17 protein-coding genes, 1 tRNA gene and 3 pseudogenes are annotated in these 20,186 nt (G+C 25.4%); 9 read left to right on the plus strand and 12 right to left on the minus strand.

Annotated elements, in window-relative coordinates; translation table 11 throughout:
- The first annotated feature begins 12 nt into the window (after positions 1-12).
- The 3 genes from H0H68_RS02725 to H0H68_RS02735 all read left to right on the plus strand — a co-directional run bounded on the left by H0H68_RS02725 (position 13) and on the right by H0H68_RS02735 (position 3,577).
- Entirely contained in the window at positions 13-1,326 is a 1,314-nt protein-coding gene (locus tag H0H68_RS02725; protein ID WP_185853269.1) for a UDP-N-acetylmuramoyl-tripeptide--D-alanyl-D-alanine ligase, read from the plus strand.
- 70 nt (positions 1,327-1,396) lie between these two features.
- Complete coding sequence (gene pdhA / locus H0H68_RS02730) at positions 1,397-2,401, plus strand: pyruvate dehydrogenase (acetyl-transferring) E1 component subunit alpha (protein ID WP_185853270.1); 1,005 nt, start codon at positions 1,397-1,399, stop codon at positions 2,399-2,401.
- A 24-nt stretch (positions 2,402-2,425) separates the two neighbouring features.
- On the plus strand, positions 2,426-3,577 hold the full coding sequence (locus tag H0H68_RS02735) for a dihydrolipoamide acetyltransferase family protein (protein ID WP_185853271.1): 1,152 nt from the start codon (positions 2,426-2,428) through the stop codon (positions 3,575-3,577).
- Here the strand turns inward: H0H68_RS02735 and H0H68_RS02740 are convergent.
- The 4 genes and pseudogenes from H0H68_RS02740 to H0H68_RS03195 form a co-directional block, all read right to left on the minus strand.
- Positions 3,569-4,282, minus strand: a complete 714-nt coding sequence (locus tag H0H68_RS02740) for a DUF475 domain-containing protein (RefSeq protein ID WP_185853646.1) — start codon at positions 4,280-4,282, stop codon at positions 3,569-3,571. The genes H0H68_RS02735 and H0H68_RS02740 overlap by 9 nt on opposite strands.
- 6 nt (positions 4,283-4,288) lie before the next feature.
- A pseudogene (locus H0H68_RS03185) lies at positions 4,289-4,845 on the minus strand (ATP-binding cassette domain-containing protein); the annotation flags it as partial.
- 161 nt (positions 4,846-5,006) lie between these two features.
- On the minus strand, positions 5,007-5,234 hold the full coding sequence (locus H0H68_RS03190; protein WP_238783940.1) for a hypothetical protein: 228 nt from the start codon (positions 5,232-5,234) through the stop codon (positions 5,007-5,009).
- A gap of 135 nt (positions 5,235-5,369) precedes the next feature.
- Positions 5,370-5,816, minus strand: coding sequence for an ABC transporter transmembrane domain-containing protein (locus H0H68_RS03195; RefSeq protein WP_238783942.1), 447 nt, complete (start codon positions 5,814-5,816; stop codon positions 5,370-5,372).
- Positions 5,817-5,942: 126 nt separating this feature from the next.
- On the opposite strand from H0H68_RS03195, the gene secD reads away from it, so the two are divergent.
- Entirely contained in the window at positions 5,943-8,681 is a 2,739-nt protein-coding gene (gene secD / locus H0H68_RS02750; RefSeq protein WP_185853272.1) for a protein translocase subunit SecD, read from the plus strand.
- Complete coding sequence (locus H0H68_RS02755) at positions 8,678-8,932, plus strand: Sec-independent protein translocase subunit TatA/TatB (RefSeq protein WP_185853273.1); 255 nt, start codon at positions 8,678-8,680, stop codon at positions 8,930-8,932. Before secD ends, H0H68_RS02755 begins: the two co-directional genes overlap by 4 nt.
- Here H0H68_RS02755 and H0H68_RS02760 read toward each other — a convergent pair.
- The 3 genes from H0H68_RS02760 to H0H68_RS02770 are packed head-to-tail and all read right to left on the minus strand — an operon-like array spanning position 8,929 to position 12,661.
- Entirely contained in the window at positions 8,929-11,025 is a 2,097-nt protein-coding gene (locus tag H0H68_RS02760) for a SurA N-terminal domain-containing protein (protein WP_185853274.1), read from the minus strand. The two genes, H0H68_RS02755 and H0H68_RS02760, sit on opposite strands and share 4 nt — an antisense overlap.
- Positions 11,026-11,031: 6 nt before the next feature.
- On the minus strand, positions 11,032-12,297 hold the full coding sequence (locus H0H68_RS02765) for a hemolysin family protein (protein WP_185853275.1): 1,266 nt from the start codon (positions 12,295-12,297) through the stop codon (positions 11,032-11,034).
- A 1-nt stretch (position 12,298) separates the two neighbouring features.
- Positions 12,299-12,661, minus strand: coding sequence for a hypothetical protein (locus tag H0H68_RS02770; protein ID WP_238783943.1), 363 nt, complete (start codon positions 12,659-12,661; stop codon positions 12,299-12,301).
- A 191-nt stretch (positions 12,662-12,852) separates the two neighbouring features.
- On the opposite strand from H0H68_RS02770, the gene H0H68_RS02775 reads away from it, so the two are divergent.
- Positions 12,853-12,925, plus strand: a tRNA-Phe gene (locus H0H68_RS02775).
- 8 nt (positions 12,926-12,933) lie between these two features.
- Here H0H68_RS02775 and H0H68_RS02780 read toward each other — a convergent pair.
- The 4 genes from H0H68_RS02780 to H0H68_RS02795 form a co-directional block, all read right to left on the minus strand.
- Complete coding sequence (locus H0H68_RS02780; protein WP_185853276.1) at positions 12,934-13,446, minus strand: OmpH family outer membrane protein; 513 nt, start codon at positions 13,444-13,446, stop codon at positions 12,934-12,936.
- Between the two features lie 21 nt (positions 13,447-13,467).
- Complete coding sequence (locus H0H68_RS02785; RefSeq protein ID WP_185853277.1) at positions 13,468-15,987, minus strand: BamA/OMP85 family outer membrane protein; 2,520 nt, start codon at positions 15,985-15,987, stop codon at positions 13,468-13,470.
- A gap of 12 nt (positions 15,988-15,999) precedes the next feature.
- The gene (locus H0H68_RS02790; RefSeq protein ID WP_185853278.1) at positions 16,000-16,731 is read right to left on the minus strand and encodes an isoprenyl transferase; all 732 of its coding nucleotides are present in this window, start codon (positions 16,729-16,731) and stop codon (positions 16,000-16,002) included.
- Between the two features lie 61 nt (positions 16,732-16,792).
- Positions 16,793-17,677 (minus strand): NAD kinase, encoded by an 885-nt coding sequence (locus H0H68_RS02795; RefSeq protein WP_185853279.1) that lies wholly within the window; start codon positions 17,675-17,677, stop codon positions 16,793-16,795.
- A gap of 106 nt (positions 17,678-17,783) precedes the next feature.
- Here H0H68_RS02795 and H0H68_RS02800 point away from each other — a divergent pair.
- From H0H68_RS02800 to aroQ, 3 genes and pseudogenes are all read left to right on the plus strand, one after another.
- Positions 17,784-18,706: pseudogene (locus H0H68_RS02800) on the plus strand (mevalonate kinase family protein).
- A gap of 7 nt (positions 18,707-18,713) precedes the next feature.
- Positions 18,714-19,427 (plus strand): pseudouridine synthase, encoded by a 714-nt coding sequence (locus H0H68_RS02805; protein WP_185853280.1) that lies wholly within the window; start codon positions 18,714-18,716, stop codon positions 19,425-19,427.
- Positions 19,424-19,855 carry a type II 3-dehydroquinate dehydratase gene (gene aroQ / locus H0H68_RS02810; protein WP_185853281.1) on the plus strand — a complete coding sequence of 144 codons (432 nt, stop codon included), beginning with the start codon at positions 19,424-19,426 and terminating at the stop codon, positions 19,853-19,855. Before H0H68_RS02805 ends, aroQ begins: the two co-directional genes overlap by 4 nt.
- On the opposite strand, the pseudogene H0H68_RS02815 reads toward aroQ, so the two are convergent.
- Positions 19,816-20,186, minus strand: a pseudogene (locus tag H0H68_RS02815) (ribosome biogenesis GTP-binding protein YihA/YsxC); the annotation flags it as partial. The gene aroQ and the pseudogene H0H68_RS02815 overlap by 40 nt on opposite strands.

Consider the following 20,186-nt stretch of genomic DNA (forward strand, 5'->3'; position numbering starts at 1 on the left):
TTGATTTAAAAAATGAACATTCAAAATATATATCAATTATATATGATTTCTTCGGGAATAGAAACAAATAGTAAGAAAGTCAAAAAAGGATCTATTTTTATAGCTTTAAAAGGAAGAAATTTTGATGGAAATCAATTTGCTAATGAAGCTATTTTAAATGGAGCAATCCTAGCGATAGTAGATGATAAAGATGATAAAAGAGTTTTTTTTTGCAAAAAAATTGTTCACGTAGATAACACTTTATATTTTTTACAAAAATTAGCTATGTATCATAGATATCAATTACGTCATATTCCTATTATAGCTATTACAGGAAGTAATGGAAAAACCACTACAAAAGAGCTTACTAAAGCTATTCTTTCCAGAAAATATGAAAGAGTTCATTCTACTAAAAATAATTTCAATAATCATATAGGAATTCCATTAACTATACTTTCTATGCCTATCAATACACAAATCTCCGTTATGGAAATTGGAGCTAACCATGAGAAAGAAATCGATAAAATGTGTTCTATCATTCAACCAGATTATGGATATATAACTAATTTTGGAAAAGCTCATTTAGAAGGATTCAAAAATATAGAAGGAATTATACGTGGAAAACTTGAATTATATAATTTTTTAAAAAAAAACAAAAAAGTAGTATTTGTAAATGGAGATGACCCTATCCAATTAAATAAAAGCATAGGAATGAAGAGATACGTTTTTTCTGGAAAAAAGAAGGACAAATCAGATGTAAAAATTAAATACTTATGGGAGGGATACAATCTAAAATCAACTTTAGATATTGAAAATATGAGAATCAGTTCTTCTCTAATAGGAAATTATAATTTATATAATATAGCTTCTGCTATATCCATTGGAAAATACTTTAAAGTTTCTTTAGAAAAAATAAAGAAAGCAGTAGAAGAATACATTCCAAAAAATCATCGTTCTCAGATTTTGAATAAGAAAAATATCAAAATCATTATAGATTGTTATAATGCCAATCCTACTAGTATGATAAAAGCTCTCACCTTTTTTAATGATCATGTGAAAGGAAATAAAATTGCTATATTGGGAGATATGTTAGAATTAGGATTCTATTCTAATCATGAACATGAAAAAATAATTTTTTTTATAGAAAAAAGCAATATAAATATAACGTTTTTGATTGGAGATATATTCTTTAATACCAATCTAAAAACTTCTCAAAAAATAAAAAAATTCATAAATAAAAAAAAATTCATTGAATGGTTCAAAAAACATTCCTTTCAAAAAATTGATTATATTCTCATTAAGGGCTCAAGAAAAGGATCCTTGGAAAGCCTTATTGATTTAATTTGATTATTCTTTGTAGATTAGATCTTAAAGATTAAATTTGCATACGATAGATAATCTCATAAAATTTTTTCTTATGAAAGAAATTACCACAGAAACCTATATCAAGTGGTTTAAGAATATGTCTTTTTGGAGAAAATTTGAGGACAAATGTCGTTCACTATACTTGAAACAAAAAATTAGAGGATTTTTACATTTATATAATGGACAAGAAGCAGTTCCTGCAGGATTAACTCATGCAATGGATCTGTCTAAAGATAAAATTATAACTGCCTATAGATGTCATATTTTACCCATATCTATGGGAGTCGATCCAAAAGAAGTTATGGCAGAACTTTTAGGAAGAAAAACAGGAACTTCTCATGGAATGGGGGGGTCTATGCATATTTTTAGTAAAAAACATCGTTTTTATGGAGGACATGGAATTGTAGGTGGACAAATTCCATTAGGTGCTGGAATTGCCTTTGCTGATAAGTATTTTAATAGAGACGCGGTGACTCTAACTATTATGGGGGATGGAGCTGTAAGACAAGGATCTTTACATGAAACATTTAATATGGCTATGATATGGAAACTACCTGTTGTATTTATATGTGAAAATAATAAATATGCTATGGGAACATCTGTAGAAAGAAGTACAAACATGGAAGAGATTTATAAAATAGGTTTATCATACGGAATGCCTTCTCATCCTGTAGACGGAATGGATCCTGAAAAAATAGCACAGGCAGCTTCTATTGCAATAGAAAGAGCAAGGAAAGGAGAAGGAGCTACTTTTTTAGAGATTAAAACATATAGATATAGAGGCCATTCTATGTCAGATGCAGAGTCATATCGCAGTAAAGAAGAAGTTTATTCATATAAAAAAAAAGACCCCATTCTAAAGTTAAAAAATATTATTATACAAAATAAATGGGAAACCATAGAAAATCTAAACACTATAGAAAATGAAGTTAAAAAAGAAGTAGAATCCTGTGTAGAGTTTGCAGAAAAATCGGATCCTCCTTCTTTAGAAGAAATGTATAATGTTGTTTACAATGAAACAAATTATCCTTTCTTAGATAAAGTTAGACCTTCGTAATGATCAAAAAAATACCTTAAAATAATGGCAGAAATAATATCTATGCCCCAATTAAGTGACACAATGGAAGAGGGGACTGTAATCAAATGGAATAAAAAAATAGGAGATAAAGTTTCGGAAGGTGATATTCTAGCTGAAATAGAAACAGATAAAGCTACTCAAGATTTTGAAATAGATGTCAGTGGATTTTTACTTTTTATTGGGGTTAAAGAAGGGGAAAAAACACGTGTGAATGATATCTTAGCGATTATAGGAGATGAAGGAGAAGATATCAGTCATCTCATTTCAAAATCAAAGAAAGAAGAAAAAGAAATCAAAAAAAAAGATAAGAAATATCAAAAAAATAAACAGGATAGAATATTTATTTCTCCTTTGGCAAAAAAGATGGCTCAAAGGATGGGAGTATCTATAAGTGATATCAAGGGAAGTGGAGAAGATGGAAGAATCGTCAAAAGAGATATTGAATACTATGAAAAAACAAAATTAAAGGAAGTGAATCAAAAAATAGCTCATTCTTCTATGAGAAGAAAAATAGCAAAGCATTTAACTTTTTCTAAATTATCTGCTCCACATTATTATTTATTTAATGAAATCAATGTGGATAAATTAATTGAATTAAGGAAAAATTTAAATGATAAACTTTCTTTGGAAGAAAAGATATCATTTAATGATATTATTATAAAAGCAGTAGCTCTGTCTTTGAAGAAACATCCTGATATGAATATATCTTGGGACGAAGAAGAAGTTATACTTCATTCACAGATTCATATTGGAGTAGCTGTAGCAGTCAAAGATGGATTAATAGTACCAGTTATTAAAAATGCAGATCAAAAATCACTATTACAAATATCCAAAGAAATCAAAGATAAAGTATTACGTTCAAAATCAAAAAAAATACAACCAGAAGAAATAGAAAACAGCACTTTTACAGTTTCTAATTTGGGGATGTATGGAATAGAGTCTTTTACTTCCATTATTAATATTCCTAACTCTTCCATTTTATCTGTAGGATCTATTATGAAACGGCCAATTATTAAAAATTCTAAAATAAAAATAGGAAGTGTAATGAAAATTACTTTGTCTTGTGATCATAGAATTATAGATGGAGCTGTAGGAAGTAGCTATATTCATTCTCTTAGAAACTTTTTAGAAGATCCTATTACCATCTTATTTTAATTTTTTTTTATTTATGATTTTTTTTACCCATGAAAAAAGAATGGGAAATACGAATATTGAAAAAGTGAATAACGAAAATATTCCTTCGGGTGGAAAAAAACTATAATTTTTAAAAGAAGAAAGAATAAGTTTGATTCCGAGAACAATAATTATGAAAAAAGCAGAATTTTTTAATTCTGGAATCTTTTCCATTAATTGAATAAAAAATTGAGCAATCAATCTCATTGACAAAATTCCTATAAATACACCTAAAAAAATTAATAGAAAGTTTTCTGACAGAGCAACAGAAGCGAAAATATTATCAATAGAAAAAGATAAATCCATGATTTCTATGAAAAAAATAATTTTCCAAAAAGAATCTTTTTTTTTTACATTTTTTGAATTTTTTGATAATAAATTTCTTCTTGTTAAGAAATGATTTAATCCTACAAAAATTAAATATAAACCACCTAATGGTTTTAACCACCATATTTTTATTAAAACAGAAGCAAACAGTAAGCATAAACCTCTAAAAAAATAAGCACCAATGATTCCATATTTTATAGCTTTTTTTCTATCTTCTTTTTTTAAATTCATAATCATAGAAGCTAACATTGCTGCATTATCTATGGATAAAATACTTTCTATTAAAAATAGGTTTCCTATAATGGTAATAGATAAAACAGGATGATCAAAAATTTCTGTAATAGATTTTACAATATTCATTTTCATTCAAAAACTTTGTCTATTCATTAGATTCCTGTAAGTTCCTTTTTTTGAAATTAGAGTTTTATGTTTCCCTTGTTCTATGATTTTTCCTTTTTCCAACACAATAATATAGTCCGCATTTTGGATAATGGGAGAAGACAATCGGTGATCTATGACGAGAGACGTTCTATTTTTAATCATTTTATTTAATGCTTTTTGAACTTCAATCTCTGATTTTGCATCTATAGAAGAAGTAGCTTCATCCAAAATCATGATTGGAGGATTTTTCAATACAGCCCTAGCTATACTAATTCTTTGTTTTTGTCCTAAAGATAATCCATTGTATCCAATAATAGTTTCATATCCTTTTGGAAGTTTTTCTATAAAACAATGAGCATTTGCAATTTTAGCTGCTTTTACGACAGTACTTATAGATATTTTTTTTTCTACACCCAATGCTATATTATTAAAAACAGAATCATTATTTCTACAGATATAACATTATAAATGTTTGCTAATAAATTAGCAACAGTTGATTTACCACTCCCAGATCTTCCTACTAAAGCTATCGTTTTTCCTTTTTTTAAAGAAAAACTCAAATTTTGAATTAAAACAGCTTTGTTGTAAGTAAATGTAACATTATGAAACAAGATTTCGTTTTCAAAATGAAAAATAGATTTTGATCTGATTTTTTCATTTGATACGCATTTTGTTTTTAATATTTCTACAATCGTTGGAGAAGCTAATTCTTTTTTTCTGTTTTTCTGTTAACGCGAGCAGAAAGTATTTTTTGACATTCAGATACTTGTTCGAAACGTTTTTGCATTTGATTTTCAGCATTGAAAATATTTATAATTTTCGTTGAATTTAAAGTTTTTTCTATAAAAGAAAATAATTTTACTAACTGATTTTGAGCCCCTATAGCGTCTTTTTTCAAACGATTCCCTATAATGCATATAAAAGGCCCCATTAAAGGATGTAATAAAAAAGCGAAAAAAGTTAGCTAATAATTCATAAAAAAACAAAGTAAGCAAATGAAAAAGAACCATAATTGGATAACTAATTAAATTAGCTAAAGAATTCACAATAGAGATTTCGATTTCATTCACATCATTTTAGACATTAAACCTCCGTTTCTTTTATCGGAAAAAAAAATTACGGGGAAAGACAATATTTTTTTGTGAAAATCATTTCGAATATTTCGAACGATAGAAGTTCTTATTCCGATTAAAAAATATTCTGCTAAATATCGAAAAACATTTTTGATTAAAAAAAAAAGAATGATAAAAACACAAAATATAGCCAAAGTATTTATTTTTCCGTATTTATCTGATAATATTTTTATATAATCATGAAAATATTTGATGATAAAATCAAAATAACTATTAAAAGAATTAAAAAATGTTGTTTTATTTTTGTCTTTGGAAGATTCAAGTAAAATACTTAGTACAGATGAAATCGAGATGATGGATATAATTGAAAATAAAGAATGCAGAAAATTACATAATATGTTGATTTTGAATAAGCTAAAATTTTTTTTAAGTACATTCATTCAATTTTCTTAATCTTGACAGCCAAAGGTCATTATAAAATTTTTTAATCTGTTAGTGAAATAATAATTTCACATCTAATTTTTATATTTTTACTATGCGAATCTGCAAATCGTTAGAAAAATAAAATGCGTATAGGAAACTTTTTTACGATTTTTACAACCATAATATTGACTGCAATTTGTTTATATTATATACATTCCAGTGTATTCAAAAATAATAAAAAAACTCTAAATCTAGGTTTAGATTTGAAAGGAGGAATTAGCATAATTTTAGATGTATCTGAAAAAGACTTATTGAAAAAACTTTCTGAAAATTCTAAAAATCCTTTTTTTATAAAAGCATTAGAATATGCGGATAAGAAAAAAAAAGAAAATCAAAATGGAGATTATTTATCATTTTTTATCAATTTTTTTAATCAACTAAACATTAGTTTATCTTCTCCCGATTTATTTGGAAATCGACTCAATATAGAAAAAATCGATTCAAACAGTTCAAATGTAGAAGTAGAAACTTTTCTTAGAAAAAGAATAGAATCATCTATTATTTCCATTCAAAACATATTGAGATCTAGAATAGATCAATTTGGAGTTCTACAACCAAATATACAACGTATAAAAAATTCGAGTCGAATTTTAATAGAATTATCTGGAATCAAAGATGTAGATAGAATAAAAAACATTTTAGAAAAAAAAGCAGAACTGCATTTTTTTGAGACTTATAACTTTCAAGAAGTTTTCCCATATTTTAACGAAATAAATAAATTTTTTCATAGAAAACTAAATAAAAAAAAATCTTTTATAGATCTTTTGAATATTTATAACCTAAAGTCAACCAACATAGTTGGATTAGTTCATAAAAAACATCAGAAAGTAATTTCTGAATTTTTAAATTCAATAGAAGCTACGGAAGCTTTACCATATAATTTGCGTTATGTAAAGTTCTTGTGGGGAGCTAAAAGTATTTTAAATAAAAATTTTTTGCAATTATTTGCTGTAAAAATAAATAATGAAGAAAAGTCAACATTCTTGAATGGAGATATTGTGACTCGTGCCTATAAATCTTTTGGTTCTTTTAATGAAATATCCGTTAACATAAAAATGAATCAAGAAGGAACCAAAAAATGGAAAATATTTACTGAAAAGAATATAGGTAAAAATATAGCAATAGTGCTTGATGATTTGGTCTATGCAATTCCTTTAGTTCAATCAGTTATTCCAAATGGAATGTCTCAAATATCTGGACATTTTTCGATACAAGAATCGAATGATTTAGTTAATGTATTGAATGCAGGAGAACTTCCTACTTCAGTGGACATTGTTCAAACTGATGTGGTAGGACCTTCTTTGGGAAGAGAATCAATTCAAAAAGGAGTAAAATCTTTTTTAATTGCCTTGTTTTTTGTATTCTTTTGGATGATTTTTTATTATTCGATTCCAGGATTGTATTCTGATATAGTTTTAATTTTCAACATAATATTTATTTTTGGCATTCTTATTTCCATGAACGCAGTATTAACTTTTCCTGGAATTGCAGGAATTATACTAACATTAGCCATGTCTATGGATGCAAACATTCTGATTTATGAAAAAATTAAGGAGAATATAAAAAATAAAATTTCTATTTTCACATCTATTCATAATAGTTATACGTTGCAAGGGGCTTTATCTTCAATTATAGATGGACAAATTACCACTTTGTTATGTGGAGTTATTTTATTCTATTTTGGAACAGGACCAATTCAAGGATTTTCCACAACTTTAATTATTGGAATCATAACATCTGTGTTTACTTCTACTTGTTTAGGAAGATTATTATTAGAATGGCATTTAAAAAAATATCAAAAGATTACTTTTAGTAATAAAATAATGTTGTTTATGAATGCTTTTCATAGAATTCAAAACAGACAATGGGATTTTTTGTCTAAAAGAAAGTGGTCTTATATGATTTCTTCTGTTCTTTTGATAGTTAGTGTATATTCTATAATTTTTCAAGGCTTAAATCTTGGATTAGATTTCGTTGGAGGCCGTTCTTATGTAATTCTTTTTGATCGAAAAATAAACCCTGAAAAAATTTCTGAAATTTTATCAAAAACATTCATAGAAAAAGGAAAGCCTTCATTTCCAAATGTCAAGACATTTGGAAATGAAAATCAATTGAAAATAGTGACTAAATACAAAATATGGGAAGAGAATAATAAAGTAGACGAAGAAATTTTGCAAAAAATGTTCATATCTTTAAAAAATTATTTTCCTGTTCATTTTGGTTTTAGGGATTTTAAAAATATAGAAAAAGATAAACCTTTAGGAATTTTATCTTCCGAAAAAGTGGAACCTCTAATAGCTAAAGATATGAGAGATAAATCTTTTGTATCAATTATTATTTCTTTAATAGGAATATTTTTATACATCTTTATAAGATTCAAAAAATGGCAATTTGGATTAGGTGCTGTAGTATCTTTAATTCATGATTCAGTAATTGTCCTTGGCATATTCTCTTTTTTTCATAGAAATTTTTCTATTCTAGAAATAGATCAATCTTTTATAGCATCGTTATTAACCATAATTGGTTATTCCATTAATGATACTGTAATTGTTTATGATCAAATTAGAAAAATTTCAAGAATGACAATGTTTTCAACAATGAAACAAACTATTAACACAGGTATTGCTAGTTCTTTAACAAGAACTATAAATACTTCATTAATCACTTTATTAGTAATTTCCATCATTTTTTTATTTGGAGGGACATCCCTTCGTGGTTTTATGTTGGCTTTATTTATTGGAGTCAGCATTGGAACTTATTCTTCTATATTCATAGCTTCATCCATAGTATACGATTTTTGTAAAAAAAATATAGAAAAATGACAAATTTTTTATTTATTAGTATTGAAGAAAGTTTTTTTATCATTTTGGTAGCTATTCTCATATTTGGACCAAAAAAAATACCGGACATAGCTCGTGGTTTAGGAGAAGGTATACGATATTTAAAAAATGCTAAAGAAAAAATAAAAAATGAAATTCTTATGCAGGATCATCAAAAAAAGCAAACTTCTATTTCTTCTAAAAAAGAAAGAAAAACAAAGAAAAATATACCCCCTTATTCTGTTAAACGTTAAATATTTTTTCTATAATCTTTAACTCTAGATTTTTCAATCAATACATCTCCTAATTTTTCTAAAATGTTTCTCCTTAAAGAAGCATTTAAGAATTCTACTTCAGAAGAAAAATAAGAAGGATTTCTAGATGTATTAAAACGTTTTAATGGTCTTACAAAAAAGACTCCTCTTTCCCCTAATATGGGTTTAGAAGTCTTGTATAATTTTGAAGAAAAAGCATATCCTACTACTTTAGGCTCTTTGTATTCACCAATCATAGAATTATAAAAATTGATTTTACAAGATTTATTGATTTTCTTAGAAAAATGAATAGCTATATTTTCCAAATCATTATAATTATTTTTAGATAAATCGTGACTGATTTTTCTATTCCTCAATAGAGGAATCAAATTATTTTTTATTTCTTCAATAGGATATTCTTCCTTTTGAATTTTAGATAAAAACACTATAATGTAATCTCTGTTTGAAGTGCAAAAAATTTTAAGATCTCCTTCTTTTCTATTTTTTTCATAAGACCAATTTATGATTTCTTTATCTAATTCAGTATTTAATCCATGGATATTCCATTGATGATTTTTTACTGTTTCTAGAAATACAGTTTCGTATCTTTTTTTTCTCGCATTATTAATAAATGTATTCAAATTGTAATTCTTATTTTCTTTCACAAATTGAACAACATTTTTATGAAGCAGATCTTCCGTTTTTTTTGATGGAACAAGAGTTTTTATGATTATAGCAAATTGATACACAGGACGAAGATCTTTTTGATTGTCTATTCTGAGAATATGGTATCCAAATTTAGTTTCAGTAAAAACTATTATTCCTTTTTTGTTTTCTGACGAAAAAATATCAAATTTATTTTGTTCTTCGTATTTCATCCATCCTAAGCTTCCTTTGCTTTTTTTTGCATTAATGAAATCATCAGATTTTTCCATTACTAAAGAATCGAATTGAGAAGGACTTTTTTTAACAAGATGATATATTTTTTTAGCTAGATTTTCAGCTTCTTTTTTTGTTCTTTGATTAGAAGAACGTATAGCTTCTTTATGCGAAATCAATATATGACTGGATAAAACAGAATTGTATACCATTTTTTTTCCAGTTAATTTAGCCATAATACAAATATTGTTCTCTTTCACAGGTCCAAACATGCTCCCAATCCTGTTATTTTTTTCCACAAAATCTTGTAAAATAGGAGGAAGATTTTTTTTTAAATAAAAATTAGAATCAAAAGGTCTTTCAGATTGACTGGAAACAATCATAGAATGATGATTAGAAGATTTCAATTTATTAAATAACTTATTGATTTCAGTATACATATTTTTCTCATCATCCAAAGATGGATGAGAACGTAAAATAACGAAACTAAGATTTCTTAAATTTTCTTTTTTATAAAGAAACTTGTTTTTTTTAATGTAATCCAAAATCTCATAATTTTTTATTGGTCTATATTTTTTTTCTATCTCTGAATAAGGAATAAAAACATAATCAATAATAGAAAAATAATTTTTATCTCTGTAATTTAATTCAGCTTCTACAAAAGAAGTATTCAATCCATACATCAACATTTCTACATATTTTTTTGCAACAATTCTTTTTATAATATTCTTCTTTTCATAAGACCAAATATTTTTTTCTTCTTCTACCTGAGGAGTTTTATTAGATAATTTATCTAAATTTTTTAAATATAATCTAAATTTTTCTAGATCCATATTTCCTTTTTCATCTTGAAAATCAGAAATTTTACTATATATAGATTGTTTTTCTATAGCTTTCCAAAAATCTTTTTTTGTACTTTGTATTCCTAATTTAGCTGCTTGTTGGGTTAACACTTTTTCATTAATTAACAATTTCCAAACATCATTTTTCAAAGAGGAATCAGATTCTACTTCACGAAATCGTTTCAAGAATTGAATATTATCAATATATTCTTTGAGAAAAATATTATCTCCATTTACTTTTCCTATTACATTAGAATTTTCAGAAAAAAATTTTAACAAAAGATTAGGATCTAATACAAAAAATACTAAAGAAATTCCTATAAATAAGAAAATTAACCATGTATTTTTTCTGATTTTTTCTAAAAAACTCATTTTAAATCAAGATTTTTTTTGAAGAAGAACTTCTTCTATTTTATTCTTAGATACTTTTTTAATTTCAATAAAAAAATTTTTATTGATGACAATTTTTTCTCCATATTTAGGAATATTTCCTGTATAAGTTACTATCAAGCCACCTAAAGTTTCATATTTTTCGGATTTTGGAAGATCTAAATCGTACTTTGCATTAATAAAATCGATTTCTAGACGTGCAGAAAATAAAAATTCATAATCATTTAATCTTTTATCTAATAAAATATTTTCATCATGTTCATCTTTTATATCACCAATAAATTCTTCTAAGATATCTTCTATAGTTATCATCCCTGCCGTTCCTCCATACTCATCTAAAACTATAGCTATACTTCTCTTTTTTTTAATTAAAAGATCCATGATCTCTCTCACAGGTGTGGTAATATAAACTAATTCTACAGATCGAATTACAGACTCAATATTTTTTGGTTTTTTCAAAAGTTCTAAATAATGAATGTATCCTATAATATTATCTATATTATTTTTATAAATCACTATTTTAGATAATCCACTTTCTGTGAAAAGATTACGAATATTATCCATAGATGAAAATGTAAGATTAGAAGAAACTATTTCTTTTCTAGGTACCATACACTCTCGTGCTTTTTTTTCTGAAAAATCCAAAGCTTTATGAAAAATTTCAATTTCAGATTCAACAAACCCTTTTCCCTTAATATTATTTCCCATATTTTCTGATAAAAAATAAATTAAATCTTCTTTATCAAAAATTTTCTTTTTATCATTTTCTTTTTCTCCTAAAATTTTTAAAAAAACATTAGAAATCCAAATAACAGAGTTAGTAATAGGAGAAAAAATTTTACATATAATATATACGGGAACAATAAATAAACTCAATAATTCATTTGAATATACACTAAATATTATTTTAGGAATAAATTCTCCAATAATTAAAATAACAGTAGCGGAAAAAACCGTTTCTAAGAAAATTATCCATAAAGAATTATCCAAAAATTCTTTTGGTAAAATAGAAAAAAATAATTTCCCCATATAAATCCCATATATGACTAAAGATATGGTATTCCCAATTAGCATTGTAGTTATAAATTTTTTAGGATTACTAATACTTTTAGAAAGAATTTTAGAACGAAACGACCCTTTTTTCTTCTCTAATTCTATTTTAAATAGACTAGAAGAAATTAAAGCCATTTCCATACCAGAAAAAAAAGCAGATATAAGTATAGTAATAAAAATTATACTAATATGAAAAATCATATTATATCAAAGGTAAAGTCCCACTAATATTTTTTAATTTAATTTTTTTGAAATTTTCAGAAGCTTCTATTCCATTTATTGCATGTAATATAGTTCCATCTGAATTATATATCATTGTATACTTTTCATTAAATATTTTTTTCTGTTTTCTATTCCAGAAAATTTCTTCAGTTTTTATAAAGTATCCATTAGAATTCATAATTCTAATATTTCCTTTAATATGATAAATTATTTTTCCAATTGATTTAACCCAATCTGCTTTAAGATAAGTATATTTATTGGCATTATTTTCATAAATAAATAAGAAAAAACCATTTGGAAATAAGGTGTAAGAAGTATATTCTTTGATTATAGGTGAGTACATGAAAATTCTCAATAAACCATTTTCTTTGTATAAAATGCTTGTTTTAATGAAAATTCTTTGAGGAATTTTTATTTTATTTTTTTTTATTAAAAATTCTTCTTTTTTACAAGAAAAAATAAATAAAACTAATAAAAAAAATATGATGATGTAACTTTTTGATTTATTACTTATTATTGTACTTTTGTTTGATTGGTATCTTAGCTCAGTAGGTAGAGCAAAGGACTGAAAATCCTTGTGTCCCCGGTTCGATTCCGGGAGATACCACTTTTTTTTTATATTCCTAATTCTTTTTTAACTTCCTCTGTTATATCTTTTCCTTTATTAACCAAAACTCCTTTTCCAGGACTACAATCATCAACTCTTATAATATTTTTATCTTTTTCTATTACTTTATGAATCGCTTTTTCTATTCTCTTATATATAGGATTTAATAATTTATTTTGATTTTTGGTTAAATCATCAGCTGCTGTTTTTTGATATGCATGAGCTCTTGCTTGCAAAATTTCTAATTCTTTTTTAAGAATTGGGTTTTTATTTTTTTGAAATTTTTCTGCTTTTTTGTGAAATTCTTTTGCTAATTTATCTAATATATTTTCGTGTATTTTACTAATTCTATCTAATTCTCTCTGAGCAGTAGAAAATTCTGGCATTTTTTCTATAATAACCATGCTATTAAGACAAACTATTTTTTGTTTACATTCTTTAGAATAAGAGTTAGAATAAGAGTACGAATATCCAAATAAAAAGAAAAATAATAAAAAATAAAAAATTGTATTTTTTCCCATATGATTTTTATATTTTGTTAATTACAAATCTTTTCCTATAATGAAATGTGTTCTCCATTTTGATTGAGTTTCATGTGCTATATTATCTAGAGGATATCCAAAATCTACTCCTATAAATCCTATTGGATTCCAAAATAAACGAAATCCAAATCCCAAAGATTTATTCATTGTTAATGGATGAAAGTTTTTATAAGAATCGCTGACATTTCCTCCTTCCATAAAAAAAGTAGTCCAAATTTTCAAATTTGAAAAATCCTTAATTAAATAACGCATTTCCAAAATAAGTTTATTGTAAATCACTCCTCCATAACTTGGAATTGGATATCTAAAATTATTTCTTGGAAAAGAATACCCCCTTAACGGAATATGGTCTCTGTCTTCTAATTTTGATCCAAATAAATTATTTTGTACTCCCCCTATATAAAATTTTTGAAATGGGAATAATTCTTTTGAATCATCATATTGTCCTAGATATCCAAATTCCCCTCCTATTTTCAATGCTATGTTTTTTATAATTTTTTTATACCAAAAAAAAATTATTTTCAATTTATAATACTCCATCCATTTCATTTTATTTTCCTCATTATCCTTTAAAATCATGGAATATGGAAGAGTGAATATGCTATTCAATTGTATTTTTGATCCTCTAAATGGAAATATGATATCAGGTTCAGTAGATAATCTTTGTAATGAAATCAAACAGCTAAGATTATGAAACCTACGTTTGTGATACAAATCAATTTTTTTAATATTGTAAATAAATTGATCGTAATCAATAGATGTTAAAATTTTTGAGTAAGGATCTAAAAAAGTTAAAAATTTATTTAAGTTAACAGAAGTTCCTATTTTTTCTAAAAATTGTTTTTCTTCTATTTTAGCATTCTTATATATTTGAGATAAAAAATAAAAATCTTCCTCATTATTTATTTTTTTTATTGAATAATTTCCTTTCAAAGTCAAGGATGTCGGATTTGTTTTTTCTATCCAAGGTTCTGTGAAAGAAAAACCATAAGACGTAAAATCTTTTCCCAATTGGCTAAAAATAACTAATTTTTGTCCCTCTCCTTGAGGAATAGGATTCCATAGTTTCCATTTAAAAAAGTTATTAAAAGAAAAGTTTCCAAAGTTTAACTTAAAATTTCCAATAATCTTTTTCATATCTTTTCCTCCGAATCCTCCGAATCCTCCATGAAATTGAAATTCATTAGTATTTTTTTCTACAATATGCCATTCTATATCTACAGAATTATTTTCTTGATTTGGCCTGATTTCAGAATATACTTTTTCGAAAAGGTTTAAATTTTCCAGATTTAATAAACTGTATTTCATTTTTTTAGGAGAAATCAAATCTCCTGGAAAAGTTTTTAATTCTCTTCTAATTACATGATCTTTAGTTATTGAATTTCCTAATATTTCAACTTTATTTATATATATAGGTTGATTTTCTTTGATTTGTATCTCCAAATCTATTTTATGGTCTATTACTCTCTTCTCTATCGTAATTATATTAACAAATAAATAGCCTAAATCTAAATAAGTATATAGAATGCTGGAAGGGAAAGAAGCATTTAAAATATTTTTTTTGATTTCAATTTTGTTATAAATATCTCCTTTTTTATAAAAGAAAATTTTTTTTAAATAGTTTGTTTTTAGTTTCTTATTTCCTAAGAAATCTACATTTCCTAAATAATATCTATCCCCCTCAATCACTTTTATTTTTATTCTATAATTTCCAGATTCTTCTTTCCAAACAGAATCTAAGAATACTTGAACGTCAATAAATCCCATAGATTGATACTTCTCTGCGATATTTTTTAAATCTTCTCTTATATTCTCTTGAACGAAGAGATAAATAGATTTTTCTATGATTGGAATATAAAAACTTTTTTTCGTTTTGATCATTAGATTGATCAATTCTTTATTGTTAACGACATGATTCCCCTCAAAGAATATTTTTTCTATTTCAATTTTTTTTCCTTTGTCAACAAACAGATATAATTTATTTTTATTGTTTTCTTTGATTATTTCATTTTTTATATTAATTTCATTATATCCTTTTTTTATGTAATACTCTTGAATATCGTTTTTTATAGTTTGAATCAAATCATCAGAAATTTTATCCCCAGATTTAATTCTCTTGATATTGGGAAATTGTTCTTTTCTAATTCCTATAACTTTAACTTCATGAATTTCTATTAAATCTTCCAATTCAAAAAATAGATCTATTTCATTTTGAGATATATTTTTTTTGTAAATAGATATGTTTCTAAAGAGATTGCTTTTCCACAATTTTTGGATGGCATTATCTATCTTCATTCCATAAGAATCAATTAAATCTCCAGAATAAACACCAGATAAATCGGAAATAAAATGACTATCATATTTCGTTTTTCCCATTACATGGACTGATTTCACAACTAAATTTGAATTTTCATTTTTTGTAAAATTAAAATTCTCTTTTTGAATAAAAGAATAACCTTGTTGTATTTGCATTATCATTAATAAATAAAAAATGCTTTTTAGAAAAATATTTTTTTTCATGAATGAAAAAAGTTATTCAACGTTTCCAAAACGACGTTTTCTTTTTTGATAATTGATGATGGCTTCAAAAAAATCTTTTTTTCGAAAATCAGGCCACAAAATATTTGTAAAATATAGTTCCGCATAAGCAGACTGCCAAAGTAAAAAATTGCTAATACGTTGTTCTCCGCTTGTTCTGATGATTAAATCGACATCTGGTAAATCTTTAGTGTATAAATGATCTTGAAAAAAAGAATCGTCTATATCTCTTAATGAAAATAAACCATCGCAAACTTTTTGAGCAATGTTTTTTGTTGCTCTTAAAATCTCTTTTCTAGCACTATAACTTAGTGCTAGGATCAAAGTTCCAGATGTATTATATTTGGTTTTTTTCATGAAAAAAAATAGTTCTTTCTGAATAATTTCGGAAAATCTTTCAATTTCTCCTATTGTAATAATTTTCACATTTTTTTCATGAATTTCTTCTAGATGAATTTTTAAATTAGTATGAAATAAACGCATTAAATCATCTATTTCTTTCTTTGGCCTATTCCAATTTTCAGAAGAAAAAACATATAAAGTCACATAAGGAATTCCCAATTCTTTACATCCATTTATAGTGTCTCTTACAGATTGGATTGCTTTTTCATGACCAAATGTTCTTAATTTTCCTTTTTTTTCGGCCCAACGACCATTTCCATCCATAATAATAGCTACATGATGAGGAATATTATTATAATCTATTTTTTCTAATAAATTTTTCATAATAAATCATAAATACATCTTTGACAAATATATATAAATAAAAAACAAAGATTTTTTATATTTAATTTCTTTGATCCATTCCCCATAAAAGTTTTTCTCGCAATGTTTTATAATAAGTATTCTTTCCTTCTTGAAGAAGATAAATATAAAAAGGGGCTTTTTGGATATACAATTCATTTTCCTTATTCAGAGAAGTTAGCCTAGTATCCATAGATAAAGAATAAGATTTAACACGACTATGTATTTTTAAATGAACTTTTTGATGATCTGATATAATTAGTGGACGTGAAAATAGATTATGTGGAGATATAGGTGTAAGAACAAAATTCTTATTATCAGGACTAATAATAGGGCCTCCACAACTCAAAGAATATCCAGTTGATCCAGTTGGAGTAGAAATAATCAATCCATCCGCCCAATAAGAAGTCAAAAATTCATTATCAATATAAGCATCTATGGTAATCATAGAAACTGTTTCCTTGCGAAGAATAACAATTTCATTTAGTGCAAAATTAAAAAACGGATGACGATCAGTTATTGAAGTTTCCAACCACAATAAACTTCTAGGCATTAGATGAAGTTTTTTATTGAAAATTTGATCTATTTTTTGAATAAATACATCTTTATTGAAAGTGGCCAAAAATCCTAGATTTCCTGTATTGACTCCAACTATAGGGATCCCAGAATCTCTGATCAATGTGATAGCAGATAAAATAGTTCCATCTCCTCCAAAAGCAAACATTAAACTAAAATCCTTAGTTAATTCTTTATAATGAGAAAATACAGGAAAATCTAAATTTTTAAATTCTTCAAAAGAGGACAAAACATCAAAAAATGATTTTTCAATATGAATTTCTATTGAATGACTACATGCATAGCCTATGAACTGATTTAAACATGGTATATTTTTTTCTCCAAATTTCTGTCCATATACGGCTATTTTCATTTTAATTTTTTTCTTAAAAAACTAAAGGGAAATTACGAAATTAAATATTTAAAAAAAATTAATTCAGTTTTTATTAAATTTGTCTCCTAAAAAAGGAAAAAAGAATATGAAAGAATCTTTATTTCCTGCAAAAGTGTTGTTATTTGGGGAATATGGAATTCTAGAAAATTCTAGTGGACTTTCTATCCCTCATGATTTTTATAAAGGAACTTTAAAATTCCATTCTGAACTTAATAAAGATATTTTATGTTCTAATCATGAAATTAAAAAATATTATAATTTCTTATCTGAAAAAAAAAACAAATTTTAACAAAATTAGATCTAAAAAAATTGCGTAAAGATATACAAAGGGGATTATCTTTTCATTCAAATATACCTCAGGGGTATGGAATAGGAAGTTCCGGAGCATTAGTTGCAGCCATTTATGACAAATATGCAAAAAATAAATTCAAAAAGTGTTTAAAAAATGAAAATATAATAGTTTTGAAAAAAATATTTAGTCAAATGGAATCTTTTTTTCATGGAAAAAGCTCCGGAATAGATCCTTTGATTTGCTATCTAAACCACCCTCTACTCATTCGTTCAAAAACAGATATATCCACTATCGGACTTCCCAAAAAAAACAAAGGAGAAGGAGCTATTTTCTTATTAAATTCTGGGATTCCCAGCAAAACTTCTTCTATGATCAAATTTTTTTTAGAAAAATTAAAACACGATAAATTCAAGAAAATTCTAAAAGAAGAATTTATAAAATACAATGAAAAATGTATTGAAGCTTTTTTAAAAGAAGATTTTAAAATTTTATTAAAACATGTTAAGAAACTTTCTACCTGGGTTCTTCATCATTTTCGTCCCATGATTCCAAAAAATTTCTGTAAAATATGGGAAGAAGGAATATTTAATAATATTCATTATTTAAAATTGTGTGGTTCTGGAGGAGGAGGATTTATTTTGGGTTTTACTCCAAATTATGACCTTTCGAGAAAAAAATTGGAAAAATATACTATGGAAGTCCTCTTTCGTTTTTAATTTTTTTATGCATAATAATAATAAAATTAGACTAAATCATTACTTATCTAATGCAGGAATTTCTTCCAGAAGAAATGCCGATGAACTTATTCAATCTGGGGCTATAGAAGTTAATGGAAAACCTATTTGCAAATTAGGAACTATCATTCATACGAATGATCTTGTCACATTTCATGGATCAAAAATTAAAATTCAAAATAAAATTTATATATTACTTAACAAACCCAGAGGATTTATCACTACAACAAAGGATCCATTTAACAGAAAAACAGTAATGAATTTAATTCCAAATTTTTCTGAATACAGAATTTTTCCCGTAGGGAGATTAGATTATTCGACTACAGGAGTATTGCTACTCACAAATGATGGAATTTTAGCTGAAAAACTAACCCATCCAAAATATCATGTCAAAAAGATATATCATGTATCCTTAAACAAGGAAATTAAGAATGAAGATTTAGATAAAATTAGAAAAGGAAAAATATATTTAAAAGAAGGAAAAGTAAAAGTGATTTTTGTAAATAAAAGTCATTCAAAACATCAAGTCAAAATAGGATTATATATAGGATGGAATAGAATTATCAAACGAATTTTTAAAAAATTAGATTATCAAGTAATTCAATTGGATAGAGTCAGTTTTGGGGGATTATCCAAGAAAAATATTAAGATAGGAAATTGGTGTTTTTTAAATCAAAAAGAAGTAAAAAATATAATAAAATGAAAAAGATAACCATCATCAATGGTCCTAATTTAAATCTTTTAGGAAAACGAGAACCAGAATTATACGGAACTGAAAATTTTTTAGATTATCTCAATAAAATAAGGAAAAAAAAACTTTTTTCTAATATAGAAATTCTTTATTATCAAAACAATAGTGAAGGTAAAATTATAGATCTTTTACATACTTTAGGATTTCAATCGGATGGGATTGTATTGAATGCAGGAGCCTACACTCACACTTCTATAGGAATTGCTGATGCAATCAAATCTATCTCAGCTCCGGTTATAGAAATTCATATTTCCAATGTTCATTTAAGAGAATCTTTTCGAAAAAAATCATTCCTTTCTCCCGTATGTAAAGGAACAATTTTTGGATTCGGTTTAAAATCTTATGAATTAGGAATAATCAGTTTTTGTTTACAGGATTGATAAAAATCATTTAGTTTTTTTTTGATATATTGAATGATGTTATTTCTTCCATCTTTTTTCTTTGCGGAAACTTTAAACCAGATAGGCATAGTTAAACCGTTTTTTTCAATTTTTTCTATACAAAAAGAAATATTTTTTTCAATAAATTGATGATTCAATTTATCTATTTTTGTAAAAATAATGCAAAAATTCGTTTTTGTATTGTTTAATTTTTGCATGAAATCCAAATCTATTTTTTGTATAACAAATCTACAATCTATTAATAGAAATAAACAAATAAGATTTTTTCTATGAAAAATATAATCTACAATTAATTTTTGTGTTTTTTTTT

This window comes from Blattabacterium cuenoti (genome assembly GCF_014251555.1).
In the GTDB taxonomy this organism is placed as follows: Bacteria; Bacteroidota; Bacteroidia; order Flavobacteriales; family Blattabacteriaceae; genus Blattabacterium; species Blattabacterium cuenoti_P.